Annotated in this window: 15 protein-coding genes; all 15 read right to left on the bottom strand. The window is 73.1% G+C overall.

Annotated elements, in window-relative coordinates:
• Window positions 1–18: 18 nt before the first annotated feature.
• From LPA41_RS14005 to LPA41_RS13935, 15 genes are read right to left on the bottom strand one after another with little or no spacing between them, the layout of a single operon-like run.
• Window positions 19–2,298, bottom strand: a complete 2,280-nt coding sequence (locus tag LPA41_RS14005; protein ID WP_229070792.1) for a hypothetical protein — start codon at window positions 2,296–2,298, stop codon at window positions 19–21.
• Window positions 2,295–5,204: a baseplate J/gp47 family protein gene (locus LPA41_RS42970; protein WP_229070791.1), complete on the bottom strand. Its 2,910-nt coding sequence runs from the start codon at window positions 5,202–5,204 to the stop codon at window positions 2,295–2,297. Before LPA41_RS42970 ends, LPA41_RS14005 begins: the two co-directional genes overlap by 4 nt.
• 2 nt (window positions 5,205–5,206) lie before the next feature.
• Window positions 5,207–8,155, bottom strand: coding sequence for a putative baseplate assembly protein (locus LPA41_RS42965; protein WP_229070790.1), 2,949 nt, complete (start codon window positions 8,153–8,155; stop codon window positions 5,207–5,209).
• Window positions 8,152–8,514, bottom strand: coding sequence for a GPW/gp25 family protein (locus tag LPA41_RS13990; RefSeq protein WP_229070789.1), 363 nt, complete (start codon window positions 8,512–8,514; stop codon window positions 8,152–8,154). Before LPA41_RS13990 ends, LPA41_RS42965 begins: the two co-directional genes overlap by 4 nt.
• A 3-nt stretch (window positions 8,515–8,517) precedes the next feature.
• Window positions 8,518–8,859: a hypothetical protein gene (locus tag LPA41_RS13985; protein WP_229070788.1), complete on the bottom strand. Its 342-nt coding sequence runs from the start codon at window positions 8,857–8,859 to the stop codon at window positions 8,518–8,520.
• 10 nt (window positions 8,860–8,869) lie between these two features.
• Window positions 8,870–9,421, bottom strand: a complete 552-nt coding sequence (locus LPA41_RS13980) for a phage baseplate assembly protein V (protein WP_229070787.1) — start codon at window positions 9,419–9,421, stop codon at window positions 8,870–8,872.
• On the bottom strand, window positions 9,418–10,554 hold the full coding sequence (locus tag LPA41_RS42960; protein WP_229070786.1) for a hypothetical protein: 1,137 nt from the start codon (window positions 10,552–10,554) through the stop codon (window positions 9,418–9,420). The genes LPA41_RS13980 and LPA41_RS42960 overlap by 4 nt, the downstream gene beginning before the upstream one ends.
• Window positions 10,551–10,925: a hypothetical protein gene (locus tag LPA41_RS13970; protein ID WP_229070785.1), complete on the bottom strand. Its 375-nt coding sequence runs from the start codon at window positions 10,923–10,925 to the stop codon at window positions 10,551–10,553. The genes LPA41_RS42960 and LPA41_RS13970 overlap by 4 nt, the downstream gene beginning before the upstream one ends.
• The gene (locus LPA41_RS13965) at window positions 10,922–11,584 is read right to left on the bottom strand and encodes a hypothetical protein (RefSeq protein ID WP_229070784.1); all 663 of its coding nucleotides are present in this window, start codon (window positions 11,582–11,584) and stop codon (window positions 10,922–10,924) included. Before LPA41_RS13965 ends, LPA41_RS13970 begins: the two co-directional genes overlap by 4 nt.
• Window positions 11,581–11,823, bottom strand: a complete 243-nt coding sequence (locus tag LPA41_RS13960; RefSeq protein ID WP_229070783.1) for a hypothetical protein — start codon at window positions 11,821–11,823, stop codon at window positions 11,581–11,583. The genes LPA41_RS13965 and LPA41_RS13960 overlap by 4 nt, the downstream gene beginning before the upstream one ends.
• Entirely contained in the window at window positions 11,820–13,838 is a 2,019-nt protein-coding gene (locus LPA41_RS13955) for an ATP-binding protein (RefSeq protein WP_229070782.1), read from the bottom strand. The genes LPA41_RS13960 and LPA41_RS13955 overlap by 4 nt, the downstream gene beginning before the upstream one ends.
• The gene (locus LPA41_RS13950) at window positions 13,835–15,004 is read right to left on the bottom strand and encodes a DUF4255 domain-containing protein (protein ID WP_229070781.1); all 1,170 of its coding nucleotides are present in this window, start codon (window positions 15,002–15,004) and stop codon (window positions 13,835–13,837) included. Before LPA41_RS13950 ends, LPA41_RS13955 begins: the two co-directional genes overlap by 4 nt.
• Complete coding sequence (locus tag LPA41_RS13945; RefSeq protein ID WP_229070780.1) at window positions 15,004–15,900, bottom strand: hypothetical protein; 897 nt, start codon at window positions 15,898–15,900, stop codon at window positions 15,004–15,006. The genes LPA41_RS13950 and LPA41_RS13945 overlap by 1 nt, the downstream gene beginning before the upstream one ends.
• Window positions 15,897–16,619: a hypothetical protein gene (locus LPA41_RS13940; protein WP_229070779.1), complete on the bottom strand. Its 723-nt coding sequence runs from the start codon at window positions 16,617–16,619 to the stop codon at window positions 15,897–15,899. The genes LPA41_RS13945 and LPA41_RS13940 overlap by 4 nt, the downstream gene beginning before the upstream one ends.
• Window positions 16,620–16,623: 4 nt before the next feature.
• Window positions 16,624–17,142: a phage tail protein gene (locus LPA41_RS13935; protein ID WP_229070778.1), complete on the bottom strand. Its 519-nt coding sequence runs from the start codon at window positions 17,140–17,142 to the stop codon at window positions 16,624–16,626.
• Between the last annotated feature and the right edge of the window lies 1 nt (window position 17,143).

Raw genomic sequence — 17,143 nt, 5'->3', positions numbered from 1 at the left:
TGTTGGCTGCGAGACCGGTCAGGACCGGTTCTCCACGGTGAAACCCCACCCGAGGGGTACGTGGTCGAGCAGCGCCCGCTCCAGGTTGGCCCGGCGCTGAGCCGTGTACGTATCGTGGAACACCCCCATCTCGGATTCGTCGTCGGCTCCGGTCAGGATCTCCGCCGGGCAGTTGTCGGCCAGACGGCAGTAATCCGGCCGGCCGTACCTCTTCGTCATGATCTTGGGCCGCACGCCGGGTGCGGCGGCATCGGGCCGGCACGCGAACCGCCGCGGCGTGCGCTGCGCCGTGGCGACGAAGCAGTAGCGCAGGCAGCCGATCTGGCGGCGGTGGACGCTCATCGCACCGGTGAAGATCGAGTTCTCGCCCAGTTCGATCGCGTGCAGCCGGACACCGCCGATCACGGTCGAGTCGGCGATCGATGCGATCGCGTGCGCGTGCCGATGGTTCGGCGCCGCGATCGCGTCGATCCGGTCGCGGGTCGCGTCAACGACGCTGCCGCGGATGTCGAGACGGATCGGTTCGGCCCGTACCTCGTCACGCTGCACGATGATCGTCCCCACGATGCTGTGCTGGATCGTCAAGCAGGTCGCGAGCAGTTCCTCCGCCGCCGGCGCGGCACGCGGGCGCGACCGCAGCCCATGATCCCTGCGGTCGGTCAGGATCAGGCTCAGTTCGTCACCATGGCCGGGTTCGCAGTTGTCGCTGATCTCCCATCCCGGCACCAGCGTGCAATGCCGGATCAGCACCTCGGCCGGATCACCGGCGATCCGCACGGGATGACCCGCGATCATCAGCCCGTCGAGGATCACCCGGCACCCGGTGCCGCACTCGACGATCATGTCGTCGATGTCGCGCCTCCGCGCCGGCAACAGCAGGGTGGGCCGGCAGCCGTCGGCAGCGCGGAGTTCGAACGTGTGCTGGTCGGGTAGCGTGATCTCGATCGGTTCCACGTAGAGGCCGCTGTCGCACAGCTCGACGACCAGGTGCAGGGGCGGCCGCGCGGACTGCTGCGCGCCGCGCACCGCCTCGATGATCACCGGCTGGGCGTCCTCGGCACGGACCCGGACCACCGCGATGGCCCGCCGGACCGCCCGGGGAAGGTTCGCCTCCAGCAGCAGCCGGTTCAGACGGATCCGTCCCGGCCCCCCGTCGACGGTCACGGCCAGCTGCGCGCCCTCCTCGTCGAGCTCCCGCAGATCAGGTGAACCCTGGCGCAGGTCGTGGGCCACCATCAGCCGGTTGAGTTCGGCGCAGAGCCGCGCGGCCGTGCCGGGGTCGCCGGGATCGGCGGTCAGCACCGCCGGGTCGATCAGCTCGCGCAGGTGTGCGGCGAACGGGTTGATGCCGTGCAGCGCCGCGATCAGCGCCGTGCCGTCGTCGGTCAGGTGCCCGGTACGAAACAGCGACGGGGCCGCCCCGGCCGAGGCGGGCTCCCCGCGCTGGTACTCGCCGCCGCCGATCGGCTGAGCGAATCCGTACCACAGCGACGCGGTGATCCGGCCCAGGTCGTACCGTTCGGGGAACAGCACCCGCCCGAGCGCCGGGTCGAGCCCGACCCGGTCGCCGAAGACCTCGGCGTCCCAGCCGCGCAGGCTCATCGGCTCGATCCGTTCGACCGCGATCGGCGAGCCGTTCTCGTAGAGGCAGATGCTGCGGCCTTCGCCGTAGTGGGCGGGCAGGTCCGCGCGCAGCGCGGTCAGGCTCAGCCGGCGCGGCGGGCGCGGGCGGCGGTCGGGGTCGTCGTCGGTGGGCGCCTGCGGGCGTATGAACATCGGCGCGTCGTTGCCGAGCACGCTCAGGTGATAACTGTTGACCCGATCGCCCTGGTAGAACGGCCGGATCCGGGTCAGCGGCCACACCGGCAGCCGCCACGTGCGGACGGTGATCTGTCCGCGTGGCGCGCCCGCGCAAAGCGGATCAGCGTCGTCGCTGTCGCAGACGATCGCCGGCCAGCCGCTGACCGCGAGGGCGAGATCTTCCAGCACCGACCGGGTGCCTTTGCGGCGGCGATGACGGATGGTGTCGGCCACCGCCCGGCGCGGGACGAGCGCGCCCGCGGCACGGCCTTGCGGCACCGGCAGCCACCGGTAGCCCACCAGATCACCCAGGTACGGCACGACCCACTGCTCGCAGGTCTCGATGAACAGGTCGGCGTACATCCGGCGCACGTCGTCCTCGACGGTGTCCGCCTCCCGCGCGATCACCCGCAGCAGGTCGCGCAGCGGGTGGCCCCGGTCGGCGTCCACGGTGCGGATGACCGCGGGCAGCAGGTCGAAGAACCGGTCCGCGCTCATCCGGCGGCCTCCTCGTCGAGTTCCAGCAGCAGCGTGCCCGGCGCCGTGGGGGACAGGTACGCGATCGCGGTCGCGGGAACGGGCGGATCCGGCGGCAGCCCGGGGCCGTTCTGCGCGGGATCCGCGAACAGGGCCGCCGCCGTGGCGGCCACCTGCTGCGGGCTGTCCGGCAGCCCCGGCGCGCCGGTGCCGATCACACCGAACGTGCGCAGGTCCACCAGCGCCACCCCGCGCACCCCCTGCAATGTGGCCATCACGGCGCCCGCGCGCGGGACCACGCCGATCTCGGCCGCCGCGAAACCGAACGCGGCCTCGGCGGCCTCGGCCAGGCGGGCCCGCACCGGCTCCCAGACGAAATCGCGTTCGAGCCGGATCCGGGCGCGAACGACAAGCAGCAGGGCGGTGCGGACCCGTACCACCAGGCTCGCCTGCGGCGGGCCCACGGTGATGAGCGAGTCGTCCGGGCCGGGCCGCATCTCCGCGAATCGCAGCAGCGCGGCACGCAGATCGAGGATCAGCTGGGAACCGGCGGACAGCGGCGCGTCGTCGGCTGCCGCCACCGTGAGCACGTAGTCGTGGCGGGCCGGGTCCGGCCGGGACACGGACGCCTTGCCGATGCCGGCGAACGCTCGCGCGAAGTCCTCGAAGTCGGTGACCGACACCAGTCGTTCGAGGGCGGCCAAACCGACGGGTGCCCGGCGGCGTACGGCGTCGGCGCCGTCCGGGTCCACGCCACCGGTCGTCACCAGCGGGTTGGTCACCGCGCTCACCCCGGCCGGCCGGCTGGCCAGCACCGAGATCTGCCCGGCCCGCACGTTCCCGGCCCGGCCCAGGCCGGTGCGGTATCGGGCGTGGACGTTGTCGGCGCCGGTCGGCAGCCGGGCGCCCAGGCCGAACGTGACAAGGATCCGTCCCGCGTCGTCGGCGCCCGCCACGTAGCTCCGCTCGCCGGGCCCGATGTCCGCCGCGTGCCGGGCCTGCTGCCAGACGAGATCCTCGACCCGGACCTGCAGCGTGGAGCGTTCACCGGCGCCGGTGGCGGCCGAGATGTGGGTGAGCGGGCCCTGCTTGAGCGCGAACGTCTGCAGGGCACGGCCGGCGTCACCACTGCCGAGGACCTCGGCCCGGCTCTCGCCGTGGGTGGCGTGCGCGACGTTACCGAACAGCCGGACCGTCTGCGGGCGGTAGGAGAACGCCAGGCCCGGCGCGGTGACCGTGATCCTGGTGTGCAGAGCACCCAGGGTGGCGGCCACCACGCCCTCGACGGCGTCGTCCGACCGGTGCTCCACCGTAGTGATCATCACCAGCTCGCTGCCCGGCACGGAGGTCAGTGAGCCGTCACGGGTCGCCACGTCGGTGCGCTCACCGGTGAGAAGGAGCCGGCGCAGCGGGCGCAGTCCCGGGTAGAAGCCGTCGAGTGTGATCGTGTCGCCGCTGACGTCCGCACCGACCGGTACCTCCGCGAGAGCCAGCGCTTCACTCTGCGCGTGAACGGCCGTCACGCGCACGTCGTCGGCGGCCACTCTCTCCGGGTCCGTCGGCCGCCCGGCGCGCAGCGTCAGCACGGTGACCCGCGCGGGCTGCAGGAAGTTCGCCCGATGCTCGACGCGCACGAACTCCACCTGGTCGACGTGCACGAACCCGTCGTCGTAGAGGACCACGACCAGGCCTCCCACCACGATCGTGGGGTAGACGGCGTCGAGGGCGATGTCCTTCGGCTCCAGCCGGACCGCGCCTTCCACGAACGGCTCCACCGGCTCCGCGGACGCCACACCGATGACGGCGTCGGCCTGGGGTCCGGTGCCGTCCTGGTTCCACCGGCGGTACCGCCGGACCACGTTGCCGTCGAAGTCCGCGATGGGCAGGGCCGTGCCGCCGTGCACTCCGGCCCGGACCCGCAGAACGTACGCCGCGACCTGCGCGCTCGCGCCGGCGTGGGTGGAGCCGCCGAGAGCCACGTCCAGGGTGTCCCGCAACCCCGGATACGAGCTCTCCACCAGTGCGTACGCGGCATAGGAGCCGGGCGCGAAGATGTCCTGCGGCGTGAGCGCCGGCCGGTCCCGGCCCGCGGTCACGGCGGCCGGCGCGATCAGCAGCTTCTGCAGCAGCGCCGAGTCCAGTTCGACCGCGGGACGTGTCACCGCCGGATCCGGCTCCCGGTCCAGGACCACGCGGGTGCGGCCGAGCTCGGGCCGCCCGGTCGGGTCCGGGCGCTCCTCGACGGTCGCGACGGCTGGGGCCAGGAACGCGTCACCGACCTTCAGAACCAGGCGATCACCCTGGGCCAGGCCCAGTCCCGTACCCGCGAACAGCAACGCGGTCGTCTCGGGCGTGATCACCGCGGGTTCGGTCAGCCGCGGCCGCATGACGCTCCACCGCGGGCGCCCCGTCAGGGCTTCGTCGGTCTCGAACGGCTGCATGGTCTCGCCCGGTCCGGGCTGACTGTAGGCGCGCGTGCCGGCCGGCACCGCGATCTGCGCCTCCGGGTCCAAGTCCTCCAGCGTGAACACCAGATACGCGTCGGCGGCCAGACCCGGCCGCGGCGTATAGCCGACCAGCCGGGCCAGGCCGGTCGCGCTGCGCAGGTGCCGGCAGGTCCGCAGGTAGTGCTCGTTGACCAGGCGGTCATGATAGAAGCCGAGCACGTGCCCGACGCAGGCCCAGCCGTCGATCAACGCCGGCGTGGGGTCCAGCGGCGGTGTGCCGCCGCGCGCGGTGAGACCGCGCAGCGCCGGCAGTTCGGCCGACGACAGCCGGCGCCGCATCCGGTCCAGAGCGGCGGGGTACGCGGACGCGGTGAACGCCACCTCGATCAGGCCGGGCGGGTTGCCGGTCCGGTCCGTCGCGTCGCCGCCGCAGCCGCAGCCGCAGCCGCCGCCGCCGCCGCAGGAGTAGCGCTCGGTCACCGTCACACCTCCGTCGTGATGGTCAGGGAGCCCCGTTCGGGCCGGTCGGGGTCGTTGTCGAGCCGGGCGATCCTCCCGGGTTCGATCACCAGGACGTCGTCGGCGGGCAGTCCGGCACCGTCGGCGACGAGGTGGAGTCTCGTGACGTCGGCCCGTTCGACGCCTCCGACCGAGGCCATCGCCGCGATCAGCCGGCTGATCGCGACGGGCTGGCCGAAGGTCAGCGCGTCGGGATGGAAGAAACCGAGGGTGCCGTCGGCGAGCACCCGGTTGCCCAGCCGGTCCAGGACGGCGCCGCGCACCGCGCCGGGCTGATGGCCGGGCCGCACCCAGACCGTCACGGCGAGCGAGATCGCCGCGTACTCGGCCGCGGTGACCTCGACGCGATGGCCGATCCGGCGGTACCGCTCCAGATGCGCCGTGATCTCCTCGAGCAGCTCCGGCGGGGCGTCGCCGGCCGCCGCCGGGTCGACGGCGACGGTGATCGTCACCCCGGCCGCTGTCTCGGCCAGGGTCGCGGCGGCCCGCTGGATCCGGCCCGCGTAGTCGCGCATCACGATCGCCGCGTAGTCCCCGGCGGTGACCGCCCGCTCCAGGCGGGTACGGAACGCGTGCGGCGCCCGCAGCCGCACCTGCTCGACCGGTTCGGGGTCGATGCCGCCGACCGCGGGCAACGGGTTGCGCACGCCGACGATGCGGCCACCGCTGACGCCGCCGCGCACCAGCACATGCCGGATCATGTCCGCGCCGACGTTGCCGGCCACCCCGCCACCGACGCGGTAGGACACCAGCATCCGGCTGCCGGGCCGCGGCCGGGCACCGCATTGCCCGTCGCCGAACCGCAGGTGCGCGACACGGTCGTCGTCGACCTCCACCACCAGGTGACGGTCGGCCGGTCCGGCGGCCAGCAGGTCACGGTGGGCCCGCCAGCGTTCGTAGCGCAGCGCCGGCCCGTCGCCGACCGGCCGTTCCACGGTGTCCTCGCCGGCTGTCGGGCGGGTCACCGGGCCGAACACGGTCAGCGCCGGCAGGGCCCGGCCGGGATCCTGTTCCAGGGCGTCGTGAGCCGGGGCGTCGAACCGCACCGGCGCGGCGAACACGACGGGCGAGCGGGGTACCTGTGGCTCGTACGGCCGGACGGCGGCGTCCACCTGCGCCACACCGCCGCAATCGGTGCAGCAGAACGTGGGATCGGCGACCGTGACCACCTCGTCGGGCGGTTCGAACGGCCCGGCCATGATGGTGCGGTCACGGTCACGCAGCCCCACCGGGCCGGGCGCCGTCTCACCGTGGTCGGCGAGCACGACGTTGCCGTGCGCGACCGTCACATCCCGCAGCACCGCGCAGTCGGGAGCGGGCCCGCGACCGGTGACCACGAGCGGAAACGGCAGCGCGTCGGCGGCGGACCAGCCGATCTCGACGATGGGCCGGTCGTCGATCGCGTCGGTGGCCGGCTCCACGCTGGTCAGCCGGACCGCGTGCCGATGAGCGGGGTCGGCGTCCGCGGCCTGGCCGCTCGCCGGACCGAGCCGTTCCTCGAAGACGAGCACCTCGCCGACCCGCAGCCGGCGCAGCTCGCGGACCGGCGGCTCGCCGGCCCAGGCATCGGCCAGTGTCGCCGACACGGCCCCGGCCGGCAGCACATGGCTGGTCTGCCGCCACGGGTAGATCCGGATGTCGTTGAGGGACTCGTGCAGGTGCAGCCGGCCCGGACCGGACAGTTCGCCGCCGAACATGCCGTCGAGCTCGGCCCGGTTGTGTTCGACGATCCGGTCGCCGGTCAGCGCGGTCAGCGTGCCGTGCCGGCGCAGCACCCGGCAGGTGGCGTCGTCGTCGCGCAGTGCCCATCCGGGATCGCGCACGAGCGCGGTCAACCGCTCGGCGAGCAGCTCCAGCAGCGCGGGCGTCGTCAGGTCGTCGCGTTCGAGCGCGCCCGCGTCCGGCAACCGTGCCCGTAGCTGGTCGAAGGCGGCGCCGGGCTCACTGAGCAGCCGCCGTGCCAGCCGCCGGGGATGCACGATGTCGCCGGTGACGACGGTCGCCGGGCGCGCGGCGATCAGCGGTTCGAAGACCTCCGGCCGGAGACGGCCGGCGCGTTCGAGGTCCTCGGTACCCAGCAGGACACGATCGGCGGGTACGCCCGGCGGCCGGGTCAGGAAGGCGATCCGGTCCGCCCGTACCACCGGATCGCCGCTGACCCGCAGCATCACCCAGGTACGCGCGTTGCACCCCTCGTGCATCGGATAGTCCACCAGCCGTACGTGCCGGCGGATCGAGCGGCGCAGCCGGGCGGTGTCGAGATACGCCTCGGTCGCCACCGCGTCCTGGGCGTAGCTGAGCCGGTCGGCCTCGTAGGCGAACACCTCCAGCACCGTCAGGTAGAGGTCCGCGGCGTGCCGCTCCCGCCAGGCCGGCATCGTGGTGGCGAGCCGGTCGAGCAGCAGCTGCCGGAAACTCGCGTAGTCCTTGGCCAGGTAGCTCAGCTCCGGGACCGCCGCCGGTGGCGCGGTGGCGGCCGGCGGCGGCAGCAGACAGTCGACGTCGGTGACCGTGCCGGCCTCGAACGTGAACGACACCGCGCTGTAGCGGGGATCGATGTCGGGAAGCGGCGCGTCCGGTGTCGCCCGCAGGCGCAGTGTGTAGCGCGCGTGGCCGCCCCGGCGGCTCAGGTGCAGCACCGCATGATCGTCGCGGGCCGGATCGGGCGCCCGCGTGAACTCCGCGTCGCCCCGCACGGTGATCTCCTCGCCCACCGGCCCGCCCTCGATGACCACGTTGGCGGCGGTGAACGGGCGCCGGTCGTCGCCGTGCGGCAACGACCGCAACAGGTACACGTGCAGTTCCGGCTGGTTCTCGTCGCCCTCCACCTCGACGTAGTCCAGGCCGTTGAGCCATGCGGTGCGGCGCAGCCGCGCACGCCTGCGGTCGGCGCCGTGGTGCGGCCCACTCACGGCTGCATCCCCTGCTCGGTGACCATGTCGACCCGCGTGCCGGTGGCCAGCATTACGTAGCCCACGCTCACCCGCAGCGCGTCGGCGACGGAGACGAGCCGCAGGTCCTCGATCGTGAGCACGTCACCGAGCTCACGCTGGATGGTGGCCTGCATGATGAACTGCAGCGCGGCCGCCAGGTCGGGGCTGTTCGGTGCGAAGACCAGCTCGCGCAGGCCGCATCCGAAGCCCGGCCGGTTGACGCGTTCGCCGGGGCTGGTGAGCACGAGCAGCGTGACCATGTCGCGGATGTGGTCCGCATAGTTCGTGTCCGCGGTCCGGCCGCGCCGGTCGTAGTGCCACGGGTGATCCACGTCCATCACTCACACTCCCTTCGCCCGGGTCTGCACGCTAACGACCTGCGGCGGGCCCTGCGGGATCTGTTCGGCGCTGCGGCACATGCCCTGCCCCGAGCCGGTCTGCTGCACCACGGCGGGTCTGCCGTTGACGAACACCCGGGTGGCCGGCGCCCACGTGATCGAGGCACACGGCTGCGGCTTGCCGTTCGGCAGCGTGAACGGGCAGCCGGCGACCGTGTGCAGGTCATCGGCGATGATCACCGCATTCTGTCCGGCGCGCACCCTGGTGTTGCCGGTTCGCACGGAGGCCGCCGCCGCGTGCGTGCACTGCGCGGTATCGGCGACGGTGAGCAGGTATCCGGTCATGTCGGCCGCCTCACCGGACCTCGAAGGCGCCGCCGTTGATCTTCACTGTGCCGTTGGCGATGGTGATCTCGCCGCCCTTGCCGTCGCTCAGGACGATGCCCGAGTCATTCACGACGATGGACACCCCGTTCGCGCTGCGCAGCACGATCCCACCACTGTCCTTGGCCGGCGCGGCGTCGCTGACCTGAATCGCGTTGCCCAGCGGCGTCTGCGCGGTCACGGCTGCGACCGGCGGCGTGACGCGCTGCGCCAGCGGCGGAACCTCCGACGTGTTGAGGAAGTAGCAGCCCGCCCAGATCGGGTGGTCGGGATCGCCACGTTCGAATTCGACCCACACGCCGGCGCCTGCCGGCGGCACCGCCACGACGCCGGTCCCGGCGCCGGCCACCGGGAAACACGGCTCGGCCCAGGAGGACGCGACCGGGAAGACACCGATCACCTGGACCTTGATCCGCCCCCTGCCCTCCGGATCGACGTCGGGCAGCACGGTGCCGCGGTATTTGCCGAGATACTGCGGCCGGCTGCGACGGGCCGCCGGACCGGCCGATGACTGCGCGGTCACACCGGGATCCTTTCCACCGTGGAGACCAGGCCGTTGCGGACCAGCGTGAACGACTGGGTGAACTCGCCGCGCCGCATCGAACTGGTGACCTGCTGGATGAAGTAGAGGCCGTCGAAGGCGGCGCCCACGCCGCGCAGGCCCACCATGCGGCGCGGCCGTAGCGCCTGCCCGTAGCGCAGCACGTCGAGGCTGCCCTGCGCGGTGACGCTGCGGTTGCTCGCCGCCTGGTCGGCCCAGGCCCTCATGAGCGCGCGGGGGAAACCCCGGAACGCGCTGTCGGCGACGATCGGGAAATCCTTCGGGATCGGCAGGATCGCGGCCAACGGCGGGTCGAGGGGATTGGTCAACCCCAGCGGCACCGGTATCGCCGGCACCTGGGTGAGCGGGTTCTCGATGCTGACGATCGGCATGCTGGCCACGTCGCTGTCGAAGGTGCAGCTGATGTCGCGGACGTTGGTCTCGGCGTCCATGTCGACGTTGAGGGCACGTTGCGGCGGCCCGACACGCAGCACCGGACCCCAGTAGCCGATGCTGGCGCCGACAGTGGGGCCGGGCTCGACGTAGAACGTGTAGCCGGCCATGTCTGCCAGCTCACGCAGGTACGCGAGGTCCGTACCCCAATGTTGTTCGATTCTCTGCAGGGGGTTGTTGACGTCGATCGTGGGTGTGGGGATGACCGACGGCTGCACACCCAGGACCGCGTACTTGGCCAGGATCAGGGCGACGCGGGCCTCCAGCGGCATCGCCGGGTACGAGAAGAGCCCGCTGAGGTCCACGCTGTCCATCACCTGGCTCAGGTCGCGGCCCTTGACGACGAGCTGCGTCGCCCCGCCGCCGGTGTCCGGGGCGATCTGGGCCTGTGTCACGACCCCGTCCATCAGCACCTGCTGAACACCCCGCACGGTGACCGCGATGACCACCCGGATCAGCGGCGGAACCAGGCCGCCGGCGAGCAGGAAATGGGTCTGCAGGGCGGCGTTGTCACGGCCGATGCCGAGCCGCAGCTCGAAACCGTCGCCGTCGCCCGTGCCGGCGCTGACCGTGACGTCGGTGAGCGCGTCGATCACCACGCGCGGCGCGGGCAGCGGGACCGCCGGGCCGATGAACAGCGCCAGCGTCACGGCGCCGCTCACGGCGTCACCCCGGGGACGCCGTCCGGGGCGGTGATCCGCAGGCGCCGGCCGGGTTCGCGCACCAGGTCCTCGGCGAAGACCGCCCGGTTGCCGTCACACAGCCGCCAGAACAGCTCCGGATCGTCAAGCCGTGCCGCCGCGATGTGGTCGGTACGCTCACCGGCGTTCACCACATGCCACCCGATCGTGGCGAGCCGCTGCGGGTGCGGGACGAACCGGCGCCGCAGGTACACGATCGGGCGCTCCCCGCCGGCGTCGTACACGTCGGTGCCGATTCCCGCGTACCGGCTGCCGGGCGGGAACCGGGTGGCGCCCAGCGGCGGCGGCTGCAGCAGGGCGGCCAGCCGGTCCTGCTGGTCCTCGACGGTCACGACGGCACCTCCCGCAGGCCGAGTGCCGCCGCGGTGGCGGCCGGGGAGTTGCCCGCAAGCCGCTCCTTCTGCTGCTGGTAGCGCAGGAACAGCGCACCACCGCGATGGTCGTAGCCGAGGTCGCTGACGCTGAGCACCCGCATGCCCAGGCTGAGCCGTGCACGGATCGGGTTGAGCCGGGTGTCGAAGAACTCCTCGATGACGCTGAAGCTGGTGATCCGTACCGGCGCGACCCGGCTGGTGCTCCAGATGAACAGCGCCAGCGGCGCCTCCAGTGGCGCGATCTCCAGCTCACCGCGGCCGGCGGCGGCGTGCTGCTCAGCCAGCTGCGCGCTGGTGGGATACAACAGCAGCTCCAGCGCCGACAGGTACGGCTGGACGCCGTACCGCACGGCGTCCTCGTCGGCGTCGGCGAGCTGGTCGACGGCGTCGATCGCGGCGTCCAGCTGGTACGACTCGACCGGCGGCCCCGTGAGCCGCAGCGCCTGCGACCGGTCTGCGTCACCCCCGTCGCCGATCGTCTGCGCCTGCAGGGTGCGGGTGATCGTCTCGGGGTTGTACTGCAGCGCGATGACCCGCTCGACCCGCCCGGTGCCGGGATCGATCAGGGCGATCCCACCTTTGAGGATCCGCGGCGACATCTGCCCCAGCGTGCTCATCGCGGTTCCCGCATCGCGTGGTGAACCGCCGCCGCGACCTGCGCGCCGAAACCTTCCGCGGTGCCTGCCCGCGCACCGATGTCCGCCTCCCGCAGGTCCGACCGCACGGCCGGCCCCGGTGGTGCCTCGCCCAGCAGCCGGATCAGCTCGGCGCTCACCGCTCGCGCCAGCGCCTCCCGGTCCAGGCCCGCCGGTGCGTCGTGGACGATCAGCCGCCCGATGTGCACGCGAATGGTCATGCCGCCCGCCATCCTGTGTAGTCGGCGGCCACGAACGGCCGCCCGCTCTTGCGCAGTTCGGTGCGCGCCGCCTCGGCCAGCAGCGCCATCGTCACGTCCCCGCCGCGCGCCGCGGCCAGGAAGGTCGCGTTCAGCGCGACGTTGCGGATCTGCCCACCGGTGAGGCTGGGCCGGGCCAGCGCCGCCATGTCGAGCGCGCCGACACCCGGCGGCGCGTTGCCGTCCGCGGCCGCCGGGAACACGCCCTGCCAGATCCGCAGCCGCTCGGCGGGTCCGGGGAACGGGAAGGCGATGACGAACCGCAGCCGGCGCAGAAACGCGGGGTCCAGCGCGCTCTTCATGTTCGTGGTGAGGATCGCCAGGCCCCGGTACGCCTCCATGCGCTGCAGCAGGTAGCTGACCTCGATGTTCGCGTACCGGTCGTGGCTGTCCTGCACCTCGCTGCGTTTGCCGAAGATGGCGTCGGCCTCGTCGAACAGCAGCACCGCGGCGCTCTGCTCGGCGGCGTCGAAGACCCGGCGCAGGTTCTTCTCCGTCTCGCCGATGTACTTGCTGACCACGCCCGCCAGGTCGATGCGGTACAGGTCGAGCCGCAGCTCGTTGGCGAGCGCCTCGGCGGCCAGCGTCTTGCCGGTGCCGCTCTCGCCGGTGAGCAGCGCGGTGATGCCCAGCCCGCGACCGAGCCGGGCGCGAAACCCGTACCGGTCGTAGACGCGGACCCGGTGCGCGGCCTGGTCCCGCACCTGCTCCAGCAGCTGTCTCTCGGCCTCCGGCAGCTGCACGTGGGCCAGGGTCGTGCCGGTGACGATCCGCTGGGCCAGGCCCTCCAGCAGCGGCCGGGCCCGCGCCCGGTACGCGTCCCACACCAGCGCGCCCACCCGGGCCGTCGGCACGCTGTCGTCGTGGGCGATCGCCAGCGCCTCCATCAGTTCACCGGCGTTGAGGTCGAACTGCCCGGCGAGACGTTCCGGCCAGTCGCCGCCGTCGCCGAGGACCTGCCGCCACAGAGCCCGCTGCTCATCCGGTGTGGGCCTGGCGACATCGAGCACCAGCGTCGTGTCGTCGTAGGCGAGCGGGTCACGCACGTCCAGGAACACCAGGCCGCAGAGCCGGTCCAGCAGCCGGGTCAGCAGCAGGCCCGGGTCGGTCGCCTCGATCAGCAACGCCACGTCCTGCAGATGCTGCTCACGGTTCCACAGCGCGGCCAGGGTGGGCACGTCCAGCGCGGATTCGGCGTGCTCCAGCCGCATCCGGTACAGGGCCAGCCCGGCGGCGCCGGCGAGCCAGCCCGCGAAGAGCCGTTTGGTGGCGGCGTCCCCGCCGGGCAGCTGGACGAGCAACCGGGGCTGCTCGGCGGACAGCCGCTGCAGCCGGTCCAGCGCCGCATCGAGCCATCCCCGCTGTGACGCCGTCAACTGCCCGTCGGGATCGGCCGGTGCCGCCTCCATCAGGGTGGCCAGCCGCGCGTCGAGGTGGCTGTGCCCGCGGACGTGGTTGACGATGCGCTCGTCCAGCCGCAGCGCGCTGCTGATCAGCGGCCGTCCCGGCGGCTGAGTCAGCTCCAGCAGGCGCCGGGCGCGCAACGGCCGGTCCGGCGCCAGCGCATCCCAGTCCGGCACGGCGGCGACGCGGGTCATCGTGGCCTGCCTGGCGGGCGGCGCACCGTCGTACTCCGGGTCCATCGCGAGTCCCAGGGCCAGCGCGAACGTCGGCGCGTCCCCCGCGCTCTCCGGCATCGCCGCGCAGCGCCGCGCGATCTCCGTGCTCACCGCGTGGGCGAGGCACAGCAGCGTCACATCCCGTTCGAACGGCCGCAGCCGGAACACCCGGCACAGTTCGGTGAAGCGGGGCGGCGGGTCGCCGTCGAGCGCCTCCTCGACCGCGGTCCGCGCGCGCCGCGCCGCCGCCCGCCGCCACCCGGCGAGCCAGGAGTGCCGACGCGGCGGCACAAGCAGGGCCCGCAGCCACGTCATGGTGGCCCGCATCAGCCGGTCGTCCGGGTCGGTCACGGTCACGGCAGCACCACCCGCGCCACCGGGCTCTCGGCCGCGTCGACCTGCGCCCGCGCCAGGTACGTGGCGGCGGCGGCGGATCCGCGCGGGAAACGCACACTCGTCGCGCCGTCCGGGAACTCGGCAGCCGGCTCCAGCCGGTGGAAGGCGGGCGCGTCGGCGACGTCCTCGTTGAGCAGCAGGCGGACCCGCTGCCCGGCGCGCAACGGCGGATCGAACGTGGCGACCAGATCGGCGGCATCGGCGGTGACGGTGACCGCGGGCCGCAGCACGAAGGCGGCGGTCTCCGACTCGCCGCCGCGGTGCGCGACGGCCGGGTCGCCGAGCAGGATCTCATGGGTGACCTGCACGCCGTGCACCCCGGCGGTCAGTCCCGTGACGCCGGCGGTGATCCGCCGGTCGGTCGCCGTGCGTACCGGCACCGGGTCGCCGCCGTCGAAACGGACCGCCGTGGCGCGCCCGCGCAGGGCGCGGCCGACGATCTCCAGTTCGGCGGCGGCGCCGACGACGCCGTGGACGTCACCAGCGGCGCTCACCCCGGTGATCTCGGGGCGCCGCAGCGGCACCGCCTCGGCCCGGCCCTGCCGCACCGGCAGCGCGGCCCGGGTGGCGATGTCCGCCTCTATCAGCACGACGCTGGCCGCGTAGACGACCGAGAGCCGGTACGGCGTCTGGAAGAAGACCGACCACAGCCGGGAGAGCTCATCGAGGCTCAGGTCGCTGAGTGTGAACCTCACCGACTCCGTCTCGCGGGCGATGTCCGAGCCGGCCAGCGCCGGGCCGCCGTCGGTCGCGGCGTTCTCCAGTTCGGTCCGGCTCAGGCTGGGCACACTGTGCAGGACGCTCAGGGAGGCGCCCAGCATCCGCTGCGGCACGAACGTCTGCTCATCGCCGGAGAAACTGAGCAGGTAGTGCAGATCCAAGGCCACCCGTGGGCGCCGCCGCACCTCCAGGCCGTCGGAGGTCCGGGCGGGCAGGTCGCTGTTGCGCAGGGCGGCGTTGGGGGAGACCCGGAACAGGAATATCGTCACCTGGCTGGCCTGCGGGCTGTCGGTGGCCTCGGGGCGGCGGGTTTCGACCTGCACACCGGAGAGGACCGGGTCGATGGCGGCGGCGAGACGCTGCCGCAGCGCCTCGGTGACGGTGGCGATCGCCAGATGGTTGGCCATCAGGATCTCCCCCGCCGCCGTGTCAGGTACTCGTCGAGGGGCATCACCCGCGACCGTTCGGCCCGCTTGCGGGCGGCCGGTGGCGGTGTCGCGGCGCTGCGAATCTCGATCCGGCCGATGTGAACCTCGACGTTCGCCGGCCCGGCGACCGGCGTGTGCGATTCGGCCTGCCGCGGCGGCTCCGTCGCGGCGGGCCGACGGCTGACGACATCGTCGAGTCGCGGTGCAAGGCCGACCCGGTAGGGCGCCGGGGGCCCGGTCACCGATACCGCTTCGGCCCCCCGCTCGACGCGGACCTCCCCGGCATCGCGGGGCACCCGGTCCGCCGCCGGGGTAACACTCGGCGCGGGGTCCGGCCCGGGGGAGCGGCGCCCGGTCGCGGGTCCGCGGTCCGGCACGAGCGGCGATGGCGGATCCGGCCGCAGCTCAAGGTGTACGGGTGGGGCGTCAACCCGCGCGGGCACGGCCGGCGTGGCCGTCACCTGCTCAACGGGCGGCCGGCCCACCACGGCCCGGTGGGTCGTGACCTCGACCCGGCGAGCTTCGACGACATCGACCGCGGCGCTGCGGTGGCCCGGCGGGCCGGCCTCGGCCGCGATGGTGGCCAACGGCGCGGTTGCGGCGGCCGGCACCGCCAGTGCCGGTTCCGGCAATGGATCGGCGGCCGGCAGTCGCTCAGGACGCGCGACGACAGGCGGCAGGCCCGGCGACAGCTTGCGCAACGGTCCAGCCGGCACGTGCGGTTCGCTGACCAGGCGTCTCCTGGTTGCCGCCAGCTCCTCGAAGTCGGCGTCCGGCTCCCACCCGGCCGGTTCGAACCGGGAAGCGGGCCGGGGCGTGATCTGCTCCGCGGTGCCGGCGGCACGGGCCACGAGGTGGTTCAGGAAGTCGCTCATCGCCGGGCCAGTTCCAGATACAGCCCGCGCCGTGACCGGCTCATCGCGATGATGTCGACCTCGGCCCAGCCGTACGCGGTCGCGAGGGTGTGCACGTCCTGCGCCAGCCGCCGCGCCCACGAGTCGAGCTCGCGCCACAGGAACGTGACGATGTCGAACGCGGCCGACCACGTGCGGGCGCAGGCCGGGCATGTCAGGTCGAGGCGGACGTCGGCCTGCGGGTCGGCCGCGGCGAGCCGCCCGGCCAGCCGCGACACCACCCGTGGCGGCAGATCGTCCGGGCCGACCGTCACGCCGCCGTGGTGGGCGTCGACGACGCAGCAGGTCAGCAGCGTCCGCAGCGCCCGGTCCGGTCCGGCGCCTTCGAGGGCGACCAGGTCACCTCCGGTCGGTGGGCGGGCCCGTACGGCGTACCCGTCGACCTCGATGGTGACCTCCACCGGGCCCGGCGCCGGCTCCGGTGAGACCGTGCGCACGTCGTCGAGGACGAAACCGAGTTCCAGGACGGTCGCGCACGCCGGGCAGCCGGCTACCCCGCTGATCCGCGTGCCGAACAGTTCCGCGCGCAGGTCCATCAGCAGGGCGTCCCGTTGCCCGACGGTCAGCGCGAGACCGTCCGCCCGATCGACACCGGCCGCCTCCAGCAGCGCCTGCGCCCGCCCCGCCGGTGACCGGCGCAGGCCCCGCTCCCAGGCGGTGATGAGGTCGGCCGGGCGCATGCCGTCACGTGCTCAGGGTCGGTTCGGACGGTTCGGGTACCTCGATGTCGCGTTCCCAGCCCTCGTTCTCCAGCTTGATCGTCTCGATCGCCACGGCGTTGGCGTTGGCGTCGAGGTCGGGCAGCGTCTGGAACTCCGAGACCCAGCACCGGTACACCTTGTAGGTCTTCACCACCTGCCCGGCCTCGTTGTAGAGGTCGATGAGGATGTCGCGGCGGAAGTCCTTGAGCGACATCTCCTGCCCGAGGCCGTTGCCGTAGGTCCAGACCTTGTTGGCCCACTGCTCGAACTCGAGATCATGGGTGACACCACGTTCGAGGGTGATGGCCTCGTACGTCACCCGGCCCGGTGAGCGCCGGCTCGTGCTCGGGTCGCCGCCCTCGCGATGCTCGACCACCTCGATGGTGCGCTTGAGGGCGCTGACCTTGCTGATCCCGGCGACGTCACGGCCGTCCCACCGCACCCGGAACTTGAAATTCTGGTACGGGTCGAAGCGGTGGACGTTGACGTTGAACTGAGCCATC

The sequence above is a fragment of the Actinoplanes sp. DH11 genome (genome assembly GCF_020873875.1).
In the GTDB taxonomy this organism is placed as follows: domain Bacteria; phylum Actinomycetota; class Actinomycetes; order Mycobacteriales; family Micromonosporaceae; genus Actinoplanes.
Note: the sequence above shows the minus strand (reverse complement) of the source record. Positions and strands in the feature narration are given on the sequence as shown.

What these genes read in the sequence shown, in the direction of transcription:
- LPA41_RS14005 (WP_229070792.1), bottom strand. Translation starts at nt 2,298, where the DNA reads ATGAGCGCGGACCGGTTCTTCGACCTGCTGCCCGCGGTCATCCGCACC.
- LPA41_RS13990 (WP_229070789.1), bottom strand. Translation starts at nt 8,514, where the DNA reads ATGGACGTGGATCACCCGTGGCACTACGACCGGCGCGGCCGGACCGCG.
- LPA41_RS13985 (WP_229070788.1), bottom strand. Translation starts at nt 8,859, where the DNA reads ATGACCGGATACCTGCTCACCGTCGCCGATACCGCGCAGTGCACGCAC.
- LPA41_RS13965 (WP_229070784.1), bottom strand. Translation starts at nt 11,584, where the DNA reads ATGAGCACGCTGGGGCAGATGTCGCCGCGGATCCTCAAAGGTGGGATC.
- LPA41_RS13960 (WP_229070783.1), bottom strand. Translation starts at nt 11,823, where the DNA reads ATGACCATTCGCGTGCACATCGGGCGGCTGATCGTCCACGACGCACCG.
- LPA41_RS13950 (WP_229070781.1), bottom strand. Translation starts at nt 15,004, where the DNA reads ATGGCCAACCATCTGGCGATCGCCACCGTCACCGAGGCGCTGCGGCAG.
- LPA41_RS13945 (WP_229070780.1), bottom strand. Translation starts at nt 15,900, where the DNA reads ATGAGCGACTTCCTGAACCACCTCGTGGCCCGTGCCGCCGGCACCGCG.
- LPA41_RS13940 (WP_229070779.1), bottom strand. Translation starts at nt 16,619, where the DNA reads ATGCGCCCGGCCGACCTCATCACCGCCTGGGAGCGGGGCCTGCGCCGG.
- LPA41_RS13935 (WP_229070778.1), bottom strand. Translation starts at nt 17,142, where the DNA reads ATGGCTCAGTTCAACGTCAACGTCCACCGCTTCGACCCGTACCAGAAT.